Annotated in this window: 12 protein-coding genes; 3 read left to right on the top strand and 9 right to left on the bottom strand. The window is 71.1% G+C overall.

From position 1 onward, the window contains the following. Nucleotides 1–2 precede the first annotated feature (2 nt). Both OG241_RS15320 and OG241_RS15315 read left to right on the top strand, forming a co-directional pair. Complete coding sequence (locus OG241_RS15320) at nucleotides 3–1,646, top strand: SpoIIE family protein phosphatase (RefSeq protein ID WP_405815909.1); 1,644 nt, start codon at nucleotides 3–5, stop codon at nucleotides 1,644–1,646. Between the two features lie 50 nt (nucleotides 1,647–1,696). Further along, nucleotides 1,697–2,053, top strand: a complete 357-nt coding sequence (locus OG241_RS15315; protein ID WP_405815908.1) for a 5-carboxymethyl-2-hydroxymuconate Delta-isomerase — start codon at nucleotides 1,697–1,699, stop codon at nucleotides 2,051–2,053. Between the two features lie 50 nt (nucleotides 2,054–2,103). On the opposite strand, the gene OG241_RS15310 is transcribed toward OG241_RS15315, so the two are convergent. The 5 genes from OG241_RS15310 to OG241_RS15290 form a co-directional block, all read right to left on the bottom strand. After that, nucleotides 2,104–2,823 carry a TetR/AcrR family transcriptional regulator gene (locus tag OG241_RS15310; protein ID WP_405815907.1) on the bottom strand — a complete coding sequence of 240 codons (720 nt, stop codon included), beginning with the start codon at nucleotides 2,821–2,823 and terminating at the stop codon, nucleotides 2,104–2,106. A gap of 56 nt (nucleotides 2,824–2,879) precedes the next feature. Further along, entirely contained in the window at nucleotides 2,880–3,959 is a 1,080-nt protein-coding gene (locus tag OG241_RS15305; protein WP_405815906.1) for a PDR/VanB family oxidoreductase, read from the bottom strand. Further along, a complete protein-coding gene (locus OG241_RS15300) occupies nucleotides 3,959–4,837 on the bottom strand; it encodes a metal-dependent hydrolase (RefSeq protein WP_405815905.1) in 879 nt (292 codons plus the stop codon). The genes OG241_RS15305 and OG241_RS15300 overlap by 1 nt, the downstream gene beginning before the upstream one ends. Before the next feature lie 153 nt (nucleotides 4,838–4,990). Continuing rightward, nucleotides 4,991–6,919: a hypothetical protein gene (locus OG241_RS15295; protein ID WP_405815904.1), complete on the bottom strand. Its 1,929-nt coding sequence runs from the start codon at nucleotides 6,917–6,919 to the stop codon at nucleotides 4,991–4,993. Between the two features lie 49 nt (nucleotides 6,920–6,968). Continuing rightward, a complete protein-coding gene (locus OG241_RS15290) occupies nucleotides 6,969–7,496 on the bottom strand; it encodes a tetratricopeptide repeat protein (RefSeq protein WP_405826231.1) in 528 nt (175 codons plus the stop codon). A gap of 123 nt (nucleotides 7,497–7,619) precedes the next feature. On the opposite strand from OG241_RS15290, the gene OG241_RS15285 reads away from it, so the two are divergent. Beyond that, nucleotides 7,620–8,081, top strand: coding sequence for a hypothetical protein (locus tag OG241_RS15285; protein ID WP_405815902.1), 462 nt, complete (start codon nucleotides 7,620–7,622; stop codon nucleotides 8,079–8,081). Nucleotides 8,082–8,243: 162 nt separating this feature from the next. Here OG241_RS15285 and OG241_RS15280 read toward each other — a convergent pair whose 3' ends face one another. The 4 genes from OG241_RS15280 to OG241_RS15265 all read right to left on the bottom strand — a co-directional run bounded on the left by OG241_RS15280 (nucleotide 8,244) and on the right by OG241_RS15265 (nucleotide 12,763). After that, nucleotides 8,244–9,887: a DUF1996 domain-containing protein gene (locus OG241_RS15280; RefSeq protein WP_405815900.1), complete on the bottom strand. Its 1,644-nt coding sequence runs from the start codon at nucleotides 9,885–9,887 to the stop codon at nucleotides 8,244–8,246. A gap of 222 nt (nucleotides 9,888–10,109) precedes the next feature. Then, on the bottom strand, nucleotides 10,110–10,763 hold the full coding sequence (locus OG241_RS15275) for a response regulator transcription factor (RefSeq protein ID WP_319096390.1): 654 nt from the start codon (nucleotides 10,761–10,763) through the stop codon (nucleotides 10,110–10,112). Beyond that, nucleotides 10,748–12,052, bottom strand: coding sequence for a histidine kinase (locus OG241_RS15270; protein WP_405815898.1), 1,305 nt, complete (start codon nucleotides 12,050–12,052; stop codon nucleotides 10,748–10,750). The genes OG241_RS15275 and OG241_RS15270 overlap by 16 nt, the downstream gene beginning before the upstream one ends. Nucleotides 12,053–12,157: 105 nt before the next feature. Continuing rightward, nucleotides 12,158–12,763: a winged helix-turn-helix domain-containing protein gene (locus OG241_RS15265; RefSeq protein ID WP_405815897.1), complete on the bottom strand. Its 606-nt coding sequence runs from the start codon at nucleotides 12,761–12,763 to the stop codon at nucleotides 12,158–12,160. Nucleotides 12,764–12,811: the final 48 nt, after the last annotated feature.

The following is a 12,811-nucleotide window of genomic DNA, read 5'->3' as shown; positions in this document are numbered from 1 at the left end:
GTATGGACGGCAACGGCAAGTGGACGGACACCACCGTGCTGATCGTGGACGACACCGCGGCCGGCCGGTACTCGATGAGCGCTCTGCTCCGCCGCGCCGGTTACCAGGTCGTGGCGGTCACCAGTGGCCGGGAAGCGCTCGACGAACTCGATGTACGGCTCCGCAAGGGGACGCTGCCCGACGTGGCCCTCATCGACGTGGACCTGCCCGACATGAGCGGTGTCGACCTGTGCCGTCGGCTCAAGTCCCGGCCGCACATGGCCGGTCTGCCCGTCGTGCACTTCTCGGCCTCCTCCGTGTCCCCGGACGACCGCTGCGACGGGCTGGACGCGGGCGGGGAGGCGTTCCTGACGGTGCCCGCCAGGCCCGAGGAGATCGACGCGGTACTACGGGCCGCGGTGCGCGCCGCGCGGCTGCGGGCCGACGACCAGGCGCTGGCGCGCCGGCTGACCCGGCTGTCGGAGACGATCTTCACCATCCAGGCCGCGCGCTCCCTGCAGGAACTCGCCGACGCCGCCGCCGAGGGCACCGCGCGGCTCACCGGCTCGCCCGCCGCCGTGTTCTTCCTGGGCCCCGACGACGAGCTGTACCGCGCCACCTCCCGTGACCGCACCTCGCTCGCCATGCCGGACGAGAGCGCCCACCGGGTCGTGGCGGGACTGCTCCGAAGACTCACCCGGGGGCACAGCGGGGTGCAGATCACCACGGTGCCCGCGCCGCTGTGGCCCGCCGGGTTCTTCCGGCCGGGCGTGGAGCACGACGCCCGCCTCGTGCTGATCCCCACCGAGGACGGCAGGGCCTCGGTCTGCCTGGCCACGCCCACCCGCGGCACGCGCAGGGTGAGCCCCGAGAACGAGTCCCTGGTGGCCAGGCTCGCCCAGGCCACCGTGCTCGCCGCCGAGCCGCTGCTCATGTACCAGGTCGAGCGGCATGTCGCCCTCACCCTCCAGCACAGCTTCCTGCCCCGCCCCGACCGGCTGCCCCATCTGCCGGGCATCGACGTCGCGGTCCGGTACGTACCCGCGTCCCAGGACGCCGAGATCGGCGGCGACTTCTACGCCGCCCTGCGCACCGGCGACGGCGTGCTCACCGCGGTCGGTGACGTCGTCGGGCACTCGCTGGAAGCGGCCACCGTCATGGTCGAGATCCGGCACGCACTGCGTGCCTACTGCGTCGAGGAGACCGACCCGTCCGTGCTCGCCGAGCTCCTCGACCGGATGCTGCAGCGCTACCACCCCGAGGTCACGGCCACCGTGTGCCTGGTCCACGTCGACCCGGGCACCGGGCGCACCCTGATCGCCAACGCGGGCCACATCCCACCGCTGATCATCCGCGACACCAACAACGCCGACTACGCCAAGGCCGAGGGCCCGCTGCTCGGCGTGGGCCTCGCCCATCCGCCGCCCACCGAGCTGTTCCTCGAACCCACCGACCGGCTCCTCATGATCACCGACGGTCTGATCGAGACCCGGGGCACCGACCTCGCGGACTCCCTGGAACACCTCCGCGCGGCAGCCTCCGGCGCACTGCCGGGCCTGGACGCCCTGTGCGACACCCTGCTGGTCTCCTTCGGCCACGACCGGGAGGACGACATCGCGATGCTGGCGCTGCGCCTCGCTGACCAGGGACGACCGGCCGCCGGTTAGGGTGAGGCAGGCCGTGCCGTCACAGCATTACGAGAACAGGGGTTTGATCCATGCCGCAGATCACCGTCGACTACTCGAGTCCGCTGACCGAGGCCTTCGACCGGCGCGCGTTCGCTCTCGCGCTGCACGAGGAGGTCGTCGCCACGGCGAAGGCGAAGCCCGAGGCGTGCAAGACGCAGTTCCGCCGCACCGAGGACGCCACCGTTGGCACGGACAGCGACGGTCACGCGATCGTGCACGTCTGGATCGGCATGCTCACCGGCCGCTCGGTGGAGACGAAGAACCAACTTACCGAAGCCGTACTGGAGTTGGTGCGCGCCCATGTGAAGCCCGTCGAGGGACTCGCCCTGCACGCCTCGGTCGAGGTCCGCGAACTCGACGACTCCTACCGGAAGTTCGACAACTGAGCTCGACTGCCGGACGGATCCACCCAGGACGCGAGTCAGGACGTGAGTCGTCAGGACGCGAGTGAGATGAGCCGTGCGACCAGGTCGCTGAACGGCCCGTCGGTGGGCTCCTGTTTGAGCATCCGGCGCAGCAGCGCGGCCATCTCCTCGTCATAGGCGGCGCTCACGGCGGCCAGCGCCGCGAAGTCGTGCACGAGCTGCGCCTCCAGCTCGGCGCGCGGCACCCGCCGCCCGTCCAGCCAGATCAGCGCGGTCGACTCGACGAGCGATATCCAGGTCCGGATGACCAACTCCAGCCGGGCGGGCGCCTCTTCGGCGGTCAGGTCCAGATGCGACAGTATCTGGACGTACGCGGCCTGCCGTACGGCGTCGATGAGCGCGTTCGTCGCCGACGCGCTGCCCGAACGCACCTCGTCCGCGGACACCGCCGGGCCACCGCGCATCAACGCCGCGAAACCGGGCCCGTGTTCCTCGACGAAGTCGAAGAACCGGCGCATCACCCGCAGCAGGCGCGCCCCCAGCGGGCCCTCGTGCGGCTCCACGAACCGGCCCGCCAGATCGTCCGACGCCCGCTTCAACGCGGCCTCGTACAGGCTGAGTTTGCCAGGGAAGTAGTGGTAGACCAGTGGACGCGAGATACCCGCGGCCGACGCGATCTCATCGATGGAGACCTCGTCGGGCGAGCGGCGGCTGAACAGTTCGAGGGCGACGCCGATCAACTGCTGCCGGCGTTCCTCGACTCCCATTCTGCGGCGAACCCCGGTTGTCATGCGAACACCTTACCGATCGGATACGGCCCGCAACGGACGGGTCCGACCGAGGATGTTCACAAATCCAGCACAAGTGGACCCCTTCGTGCCCGCGACACACAGATCAGCATCGAGTCCGCCCGCTCGGCATCGGTCAGCAGCTCGTCACGATGGTCCACTTCCCCTCCCAGCACGCGCTGTTGGCAGGTCCCGCAGAACCCCTGCTCGCACGAGTACGCGGTGTCCGGCAGCTCCGCCCGTACGGCGGCCAGCACGGTCGAGTCGGCCGGTACCGTCAACGTCCGCCCGCTGCGCCGCAGTTCGACCTCGAAGGACTGGTCGCCCCCGGCCGACGTACGCGGGCCGAAGCGCTCCAGACGCAGCACGGCGCCCTCGGGCATCCGGGCCTCGACCGCCGCGCTCAACGCCTCGGGACCACAGCAGTAGACGGCGGTCCCCTTGGGCAGCTCAGCCGCCACCCCCGCGAACAGCGCGTCGAGGTCGGGCAGCCCGTCCTCGTCCTCGGCGACGACGGTGACACGTCCCGCCCCGGAGCCCGCGCCCAGCTTCTCGATCTCGGCGAGGTACGGCATCGAGGCCCGGCTGCGACCCCCGTACAACAGCCGCCACTCAAGGCCGGGTCGGGCATGCACCGCCCGCAGCATCGGCAGGATCGGGGTGATCCCGATACCGCCGGCCACGAAGACGTACGCCGGTGCGGGGACGAGCGGGAAACGGTTGCGCGGGCCGCGCACCTCGACCGTCATGCCCGCCCGCAACTCCTCGTGCACCTCGCGCGAGCCGCCGCGCCCGTCCGGCACCAGCCGGGTGGCGACGGTGTACGCCGAGGTGTCCGCCGGGTCCCCGCACAGCGAGTACTGCCGAACGAGCCCCGACGGCAGCGCCAGATCGAGATGCGCCCCCGGCGCCCACCCCGGCAACGCCCGCCCTTCCAGGCGCAGTTGTACGACGCCGTCGGCGACCGTCTCGAGCGCGGCGACCGTCAGCCGCAGAGCCCGTGAGCGCGGTCGCCCGGAGACCGGCTCCGCCAGCGCGGGCAATGGCCACAGTGGCGCGGCCCCGATCCGGCGGCGCACGGCCCGGCGGGCGAGCAGCGCGGCCCCGGCGGTGAGCGCGAGAGCCAGCGGCCGGGGCATCAGGCGGCACCTCTGTCGGCGGCGACAGCGGCGGGGGAGGAGGCCAGATAGGCGACGGCCTGCTCGGTGGAGCCCTCCTGGGAGGGGTGGTAGTCCCGGGCGAGATAGCGCGGCACCGATCTCACCATGGCCCGGGTCGACGGCAGCAGACCCCGCTTCCCGCGTACGTAGAAGCCCCGGAAGGTCGGCTTGCGGAGACCCGGGGCCGGGTCGTTCGCCATGAAGAACCGCACCCCGCGCTGCCACAGGAAGCACATCACCAGCAGCCCGGTCAGCCAGGTCCGCACCCGCCTCCGGTAACCCCCGTCGACGTGGGTGAACAGGTCGAAGGCGACCGACCGGTGCTCGACCTCCTCGGCGCCGTGCCAGCGCAGCAGGTCCAGCATGGTCGGATCGGCGCCGCGCCGGTCCAGCTCCGACGCGTTGAGTATCCAGTCGCCGAGGAACGCCGTGTAGTGCTCGATGGCGGCGATGACGGCGACCCGTTCCATGAGCCACCACCTGCGCGCCCGGCGGCCCGGCAGCAGGAACCGGTCGCCGAGCACCTTCTCGAAGAGCCAGTCGACCTGGGCGGTGTACGGCGTGGGGTCGAGCCCCAACTCCCGTAGATGCGGGAGGACTTCGTCGTGGGCCTGGGAGTGCATGGCCTCCTGCCCGATGAACCCGACGACGTCCGCACGCAGCCGCTCGTCCCGGATGTACGGCAGCACCTGCTTGTACACGTGCACGAACCACCGCTCACCGGCCGGCAGCAGCAGATGCAGCACGTTGATGGTGTGTGAGGTGAACGGATCCCCCGGCACCCAGTGGAGCGGGGTGCCCTCCCAGGAGAAGGACACCTTGCGCACCTTGAGCGGTGTGTGCGGCGGGTTAGACATGGCGTCAATGTACTGATGGGTAGCGTGCGAGGAAACCCCCATGCGCGGACTTGTTGACGCAAGTGTCAGCTAGGTGCCTCCGCAGGGTACGTGGTTGATCGTCTGCGGGCGGGTGGGGGCTGGTCGCGCAGTTCCCCGCGCCCCTTTGGGGCGCTACCGCAGCCCGCCGATCTGCCGGCCGTCCTTCAGCGTCCCCTTCAACCCCGCCTGGGCCCCCTGCTCGGTCCTGGCCGCCAGCATGGCACCCCGCACGGTCGAGTTCACCCCGCCCGTCGCCGTGATCGACGCGGTGTTCCGCGCACCGGCGGCAAGCATGTACCACTCGCCCGCCCCCGACTTCCACAGCACACCGGCGAGCACGTTCGGGTCGCGGGGACCGCACGCCGGGCTGGTCCCGGACTTCGCCGCGATCGCCCCGAACTGCCCGCCCGGCGTGTGGAACTGGGCCAGGACCTGGGCGCCGTCACCCCGCCAGGTCTCGGCGCGGGTGCACACCCAGTCGGCGGCGCCGCTCGCGTCGGGCAGCGGCTGCTCGGCGTACTGCCAGGCGTTCACGGAGCGCACGCCCTGGGAGTGCATCGCGGCGAGGGAGCAGGCGAAGGGCGACCACGTCGCCAGCGCCGCCGGGGCCGACGCCTCTCGGGGTGCGGCCGGGCTGCCCGTGGTGAGGTGGGCCGGAACGAGCTCGCCGAGGTCGCTCAGCAGTCGGGCCCCACCGGCGTCGGTCACCTGCAGCGTGTTCCAGGACTGACAGGCGCCCCGCTGCGCGACCGGGCTGGCCAGCGGCCCGCTCACCCCGTCGGTCAGCCCCAGGTCGATTGGCGTCGCCGTCGGTTCGCGCAGGTTCCGCATCTCGGCCTTGAGCACCCAGGGAGCCGTCAGATAGCGGACGTTGCCGTCGGCCCGGTCGAGTACCACCGCGTCGGCCTCGGCGCCGGTCGCGCCGTCGACGCGGGCGAAGTCCAGGGCGGCGCCGCTCGTGCCGTCCTTCGGTTCGGCGTACCGGGCGATGCGCAGACCGTCGTAGAGGATCACCACGTGGGCCGCGTCGACAGTGCCCGCGTACAGGAGCTGGGGCGGGCCGGCCGGGCCGCCGGAGGGGGTGCCCGGGGTGGCCGAGACATTGACCTTCTCGCCGGGACGGGCCCAGACGGCGAGGGCGCGCCGCAGCAGGGCGCTGTCGTCGACCAGGTCGCCGCGCGCGGGCCAGACGGAGAAGTCGGTGCGCGCGGAGGACTTCCAGGTGGCCACGGCCACCAGCGTCAACCGGGCCGGATCCAGGGCGGCTTCGGCGGCCGGGTTCTGCGCGTACGCGGGGGCGGCGGCGCCGTCCGGGGCCCAGCCGTCGCCGGGCAGTCCGAGCAGCGCGCCGCACACCGCGACGGCCGCGGCGGCGGCGAGCGCGGCCTTCAGGTGCTGCCTGCGCCGCATCAGGTCGGTCGGACGAGCCTGCAGCGAACACGGGTCGAACTCGGCGGAGTCGAGCAGCGCGTACTGCGCCGGAACCTCGTCCGCCTCGCGGAGCGCCTCGATCGGCCGGTCGACCCCGGCGGCCTCCAGAGCGGTGCGTACGTCGGCGTCCGGGAGCTTCTCCAGACCGCGCAGGACGTACGCGGCCCGGGCCGGCCCGGAGAGCGCCGACAGCCGCTGGTCCAGGGCGAGTTCGTCGGCGCCGCCCGAACGCGGGAAGAGCCGCAGACCCCAGACCTGGGGGAGCAGCGGCGGCAACTGCGACCGCTTCGGCAGTGAACGCCCGCGCCACGGCTGCCCCGCCGCGAGCGCCGTACGCAGCACCTGGAGGCGGACGAGCGCGTAGCCGGGGTCGCCCGCGCGGCCCTTCGGCTGGGCCGGGACGGTGGCGGTGGCCGTGCGTCCCCTGGGCAGCGCACGCTGGGTGAGGGCGTGCGCCGTCAGGACGCGTCGGCTCCGCCCGAGGCTCGGCGGCAGCACCAGGTAGGCGAGCCGGACGAGCCGGGGATAGTGCTCGACGAGCGCGGCCTCGGCCTGCTCCACGTCGACGACGGGGCGGCCCTTGGCGCTGTTACCGGTGGCGGGGCTGAAGGCGACATCCTGTGACTGCACGTTCAGCAGAACGAGCGAATCGCGGGATGGTCACCTGACCGTCCGGGAGTTACGCGTCGGGCTCGGTCAGCAGACGGGCGTAGTTCGCCATCGACCGCTGATAGCGCGGCAGATGAGGAGCGAGGGCACCGAGGGCCAGCGAGAGGCCCTCACGGTCACGGCCGAGGCTGGACAGGCACAGCGCCAGACACGCTCGTACGGCGTCGTCCAACTCGTCGGAGGGGGCGTCCAGTTCGGGGGTAAGGAGCTTGACGCCCTCCTCGGCCCGGCCGAGGTTGCGCAGCGAACTCGACAGCTGGATCTTGGCCCGGCGGCCCTTGTAGCCGCTCTGTTCGCTGAGCCCGAGCGCGAGCGCCTCCAGGTAGAGCGGCTCCGCGCGGTCGGAGTGGCCCGTGGAGTCCCAGGCGCTTCCCTGTTCGAAGGGGCCCAGGGGGCTGCCGGCGGGCAGTTCCGCCGCGAGGGTGTCGATCACCGCCCGGAAGTCGGCCCCGTGGTCCTCGTCGTAGTCGTCGAAGGTCGCCCAAGCGGCGAGCACACGCTCTTCCCAGTCTGCGTTCACTTGCCCACTCTCGCACAGACGTTCCCTGATTGAGTGGTTGGTGCCCCGTAGCCGTATCGACAGCGAGGGCTCTTCGACGGGGCCTCCCCGCGGCATGGGCCGAGAGTAGTGTCGGCGCCGAACGGACCGGAGGAAGAACAGATGAAGGTGACGCGACCGAAGCTCGCGACCGCCGCGGTCACAGCCGTGGCGGCGCTGGCCCTGGCGGGCTGCTCAGGCGGCTCGAGCGACCGGGCGGCCACGTCGATCGACGCCACTCCGGTGGCCGCGACCGGCAGCCTGGAGCACATCGCGAGCGAGGCGGGCTGCAAGCCGGTCATGCAGATCGACGCGGACGAGCTCCGCCAGGCGGCCTGCAAGACCACCCCCTACGGCAAGTTCCTCCTCCTGACCTATGCCACCGACCGCGGCCAGCGTGAGTGGATCAACGGCGCCAAGGACTACGGCGGCTTCTACCTCCTGGGCCGCAAGTGGACCGCGGTCGGCGACCAGAAGGTGATCGCGAAGCTGCAGGGCAAGCTCGGCGGGACCACCGAGGTGGGCGCCGACCACAGCGCGCACACCGGCGCCGAGGCGACCCACTCGGCCGGCCACGAAGGCTGACCGGAAGCACGAACGAGGCGGCCCGAGTGGAAACACTCGGGCCGCCTCATTCGTGTCTCCGTACTCGCTCCGTGTTGGGAGTCGGGAACAAGAAAGCCGGTGGCGGGAGAACCCGCCACCGGCCTTCTCAGGTGGTCCACCGTCGGTGGACCACTGGTGGATCTACTGGCACTTCTTGCCGGTGTTGATGCAGTTGACCATCTGGTTCATCGTGTTCTGCGAGAAGAAGTTGATGAAGTCGTTGTGGTCGGTGATCGGCTTGTGCAGGTTCTCCGGGAAGGTGTCCACCGCGTACGGGTTCACCACCGTGCCGTTCTGCAGCTTCGGCGCCGGGACGTTGTAGACCAGACGGACCTGGAGCTGGGGGATCGCCTTGAAGCCGTTGGCGCAGGTGCCGTCGGCCTGGACGAAGGACACGTGAGTGCGGTGGTTCGCACTGTCGATGTTCTGGCCGTCCCAGCAGCTCTGGAAGTCGGTCGTACGGACCACGGCGCTGCCCTGCGGACAGATCGGGTACTTGTCCTTCAGCTGCACCTTGTTCTCGAAGCCGGTGCAGCTCCAGTTGACGTTGGCGTTCGCGTTGCCGTTGACGAAGGCCTTGGCGTCACCGGTGATGATGCGCAGGGCGGTCGGCATCGCGACGACGTTGCCCTTCTTGTTGCCGACGAACTTGATCTGCGCCTGGGAGGCCTGCAGGATCTGGCCGACGTTGCCTTCCTTGCCACCACCGTCGTTGTTCTGGTCGAAGTCCTGCGTACCGTTCTGCAGGCGCAGCACCGGCCAGAAGTACGACGACTTGTCACCCTGGTTCTGGCAGCTGGACTGTGCCGCCGCCAGCTCCTGGTCACTCGCGAACGCGTCGTTGCTCTGGTTGCCGACGTAGTCGTGCAGGTGGTGCGCACCGTTGGCGACACCCGGGGCCACGATCACGTTGTCCGTGTTGTGGTTCTTGTTCCCGTTGGTGCCGCACTTCGTGGTGAAGGAGCCGGTCGAGCCGCTGTTGCCGTTGGCGGGGAGCCCGTTGGCGCCCACACCCAACTGGGCGTTGCCCTGCACCTTGGTGATGTCCACGAAGTCCGCGGCCACCGGACCGTTGCCGCCCTGGCCGCCACCGGCCGCGTTGCCGGCGTTGCCCTGGCCCTGGCCGGCGTTGCCCTGGCCGTTGTTGTTCTGACCCTGGCCGTTGTTCTGGCCCTGACCGTTGTTGGCCTGGCCGTTGCCCTGGTTGTTCTGGTTGTTCTGGCCGTTGTTGGCCTGACCGCCGTTGTTCTGGCCGCCGTTGTTCTGACCGTTGTTCTGGCCACCGTTGTTGGCCTGGCCGGCGTTGGTCTGCGGCGCGGCCGCGACACCGGTGCACTGGGCGAACTGCCCCAGGTTGTCGGCTCCGGAACCACCGGCCCGCTTGATGTTGATGCGGATCCGGTCGATCGCCGCGAACCGCTTGTCCTTCAGCGGACCGACGATCGCGTTCTGTACGAAGCCGGGGTCACCGGCCTGCGCCTGCCGAGTGGAGGCAAGGCGTGCGTAGGCCTCGGTGATCTGGTTGTCCAGATTCGCGAGCTCCTTGTCCACACCGGCGCGAGCGCCGGCCGGGACGTTGGAGAGCTTCTGACCGACGTCCGGGCAGTCGATCGTGGCGATCTGGACGGCAGCGGCCTTGGTCTGGTTCTGGGCGCCGTTCTCCTCATGTGCGGAGGCGTAGAAATTCGCCCAGACAAGTCCACCCCCACCGATCGCGAGGGCCGCGGATGCGGCCACGGCGCGAACGGCCAGTGGTGAGCGTCGTTTACGTGCATTGCGTCCCATGGAACTCCTCTGGCTTCCTTGCGGGGCTATCGAGGCGCCCGACAGGAGTGAAGCGGCGTCATCCATTACGAGGAGGACCTCAGGAGTGTTCAGTCGCCTCAGAAATTGATGAGAGATTCGTAGGACAATTCGACCCCAACTCCACCGGGTATACCGGGAGTTGCGGATCTCTTACGCCAAGTGTTCGGAGGGGCACTGGATATCATCGACTTTGGCGTACTTTCAGCGCCCCTGGTCGAGATAGGTGAGTACCGCCAGGACGCGGCGGTTGTCGTCGTCCGACACCTCAAGTCCCAGTTTGGCGAAGATGTTCGACGTGTGTTTGGCGATCGCCCGCTCCGTGACAACGAGATGCCCGGCGATCGCCGCGTTCGAACGTCCCTGAGCCATGAGATCCAGCACCTCCAGCTCCCGGGGCGTCAGCCGCCCCAGCGGCCGGCCGTCCCCGGCACGCGCCAGCAGCAGCTGCTGGATCACCTGCGGGTCCATGGCGGTACCGCCCGCCGCGACCCGTCGTACGGCGTCCACGAACTGCTCCGCGTCGAACACCCGGTCCTTGAGCAGATAGCCGACCCCGCCGTCCCCGTCGGCCAGCAACTCCCGTGCGTACAGCCGCTCCACGTGCTGCGACAGCACCAGCACCGGTAGCCCCGGCCGCGCCCGGCGGGCCCGCAGCGCGCACTGCAGCCCCTCGTCGGTGTGCGTCGGCGGCAGCCGTACGTCGACCACGGCGACGTCCGGTGCCAGCTCGGCGAGCGCCCGGTCCAGCTCGGGGCCGCTCTCCACCGCCGCGGCGATCTCGAAGTCGTACGCCTCCAGCAGCCGGACCAGCCCGTCGCGCAGCAGGAACAGGTCTTCGGCTAGGACAACTCGCAAGGAATCTCCATGGTCACCACGGTGGGACCGCCAACCGGACTGCTGACGGCCAGGACGCCGTCGAATGTACCGAGCCGCCGCTCCACCCCGGCCAGCCCCGACCCGCCACCGACCCGGGCCCCGCCCCGCCCGTCGTCGGTGACGGCGATCCGCAACGAGCCGTCCGCGTACCGCACATCGACCCACACGCGATCGGCGCCGGAGTGCTTGACGGCGTTGGTCAGCACCTCGCTCACCGCGAAGTACGCCGCCGACTCCACCGGCGCCTGAGCCCGGCCCCCGGCCACGTCGACCGTCACCTCGGTGTCGACGGGCAGCCGCAACGCCAACGCCCGTACCGCGTCGCCCAGTCCACGCTCGGCCAGCACCGGCGGATGGATGCCGTGCACCAGGTCGCGCAGCTCGGCCAGCGCGTCCGCGGAGGACTGCCGGGCCCGCGCGAGCAACTCCCGCGCCTTCTCCGGGTTCTTCTCCATGAGCGCCTCGGCGGTCCCCAGGTCCATCCCCACGGCCACCAGCCGCGCCTGCGCGCCGTCGTGCAGGTCCCGCTCGATCCGCCGCAGTTCGGCGGCGGAGGTGTCGACGGCGTCCCGGCGCGTCTCGGTCAACACCCTTACCCGCTCGGCGAGTTCACGGCGCCCGGCGCCGAGCAGGGCCCCGGTGAGCAGGAAGTGGAGCCGCAGCAGGGCGGGCGTCAGAAAGTAGGAGGCGACGAGGAGTACGGCCCCGAGGGCGCCGGCGGCGAGCGCGCTGCCCTGCCCGCCGACCGGCACGAAGCCGTACCACCAGCCGACGTACGTCCCGTCCGTGAACACCCGCCACAGTCCGAGGGCCAGCGCGAACCCCTCGAAGGGGTACAGGACCAGCGCGGCCGGCACCAACGCCGTGACGAACCCGAGCACGACGTCGAGGGGCAGCCACGCGAACTCCCGCCAGGTCGCCGGGTCACGCAGCACCCAGAGGGCCCGCGCCCAGCGCCCCGCGTTCGTCGGCGGCACCCGGTACCGGGGCGGGATCCGCACCCCGCCCCACCGCACGGCCGTCAGCCGCCGCCAGTCGGCCCACGCCCGCACCCAGGTGACGACCCGGGGAGTGGTGAGGAGGCCGATCCCCAGGGCGGGCACGAGCAGGAGGGAGACGACGGAGAGGACGAGCAGCAGCGTCGACCCGGCGAGCGAGGCGACGGCGAGCAACAGCGACCGCCCCCCGGCGACCACGACGTCACGAACCCGACCCTGAACCCGTACCCGTGGCGGAACTCGTACCCGTGGGCTGATGACGTCGTCCATACGGTCAGTCTCGCCGAGGGCGCCCCGCCGGGTCACGGGCCCGAACACCCGTACAGGGGGGTGGTGCCGGCAACACCCCCACGGAGAGGGAGAGGGGAAGCCGGATCAGCGCGCGGTCGGGGGCGTGTACTTGTACCCCACCCGCCGTACCGTCTGGATCGCCTGCCGGTGCTCCGCGCCGAGCTTGCGGCGCAGCCGGGCGATGTGGACGTCGACGGTCCTGCCGTCGCCCACGTGCCCGTAGCCCCACACCGTGGTGACCAGCTGGTCGCGGGTGTGGACCCGGCCCGGGTGGGCGACGAGATGGGCGAGCAGCTCGAACTCCAGGTACGTGAGATCCAGCGGACGCCCGTCGACCTCGGCGGTGCGCTGCACGTCGTCGACGCGTACGAGGTGGCGGCCCCCGTCGGCCTGGCCCCGCTCCGGGGACGCGGCCGGGGCCGGCAGCTCCGGGTCCGGGAGCGCGAACGGCAGTACGGGCGGCTGCTGGTCGGCCGGTACGAGCACCAGGTAGCCGATCATCGGCGGCTGGCCCGGCAGGGTGGGAAGGGTGTGCGGGGGAGCGGGCAGCCAGGTGGCACCCGGCGGCAGGAAGTCCCTGACGTCGACCACCTCGTCCCGGTCGACGGCACGCAGCCGGTGCCGTGCGGAGGCGCCGGGGGAGAGGGGGGAGGGGGAGGGCAGAGGGGAGAGAGTACGAGTGGTCGCCATGAGAGGTCAGCTCTTTCGCGCGAGGAGTTCGTCGGGGACGTACGTCGT

The sequence above is a fragment of the Streptomyces sp. NBC_01390 genome, from assembly GCF_045040105.1.
Lineage (GTDB): Bacteria > Actinomycetota > Actinomycetes > Streptomycetales > Streptomycetaceae > Streptomyces.
The sequence above is the reverse complement of the archived record's forward strand: the minus strand, read 5'-3'. Positions and strand labels throughout refer to the sequence as shown.

What these genes read in the sequence shown, in the direction of transcription:
- OG241_RS15265 (WP_405815897.1), bottom strand. Translation starts at nt 12,763, where the DNA reads ATGGCGACCACTCGTACTCTCTCCCCTCTGCCCTCCCCCTCCCCCCTC.
- OG241_RS15300 (WP_405815905.1), bottom strand. Translation starts at nt 4,837, where the DNA reads ATGTCTAACCCGCCGCACACACCGCTCAAGGTGCGCAAGGTGTCCTTC.
- OG241_RS15315 (WP_405815908.1), top strand. Translation starts at nt 1,697, where the DNA reads ATGCCGCAGATCACCGTCGACTACTCGAGTCCGCTGACCGAGGCCTTC.
- OG241_RS15320 (WP_405815909.1), top strand. Translation starts at nt 3, where the DNA reads ATGGACGGCAACGGCAAGTGGACGGACACCACCGTGCTGATCGTGGAC.
- OG241_RS15285 (WP_405815902.1), top strand. Translation starts at nt 7,620, where the DNA reads ATGAAGGTGACGCGACCGAAGCTCGCGACCGCCGCGGTCACAGCCGTG.
- OG241_RS15280 (WP_405815900.1), bottom strand. Translation starts at nt 9,887, where the DNA reads ATGGGACGCAATGCACGTAAACGACGCTCACCACTGGCCGTTCGCGCC.
- OG241_RS15310 (WP_405815907.1), bottom strand. Translation starts at nt 2,823, where the DNA reads ATGACAACCGGGGTTCGCCGCAGAATGGGAGTCGAGGAACGCCGGCAG.
- OG241_RS15270 (WP_405815898.1), bottom strand. Translation starts at nt 12,052, where the DNA reads ATGGACGACGTCATCAGCCCACGGGTACGAGTTCCGCCACGGGTACGG.
- OG241_RS15305 (WP_405815906.1), bottom strand. Translation starts at nt 3,959, where the DNA reads ATGCCCCGGCCGCTGGCTCTCGCGCTCACCGCCGGGGCCGCGCTGCTC.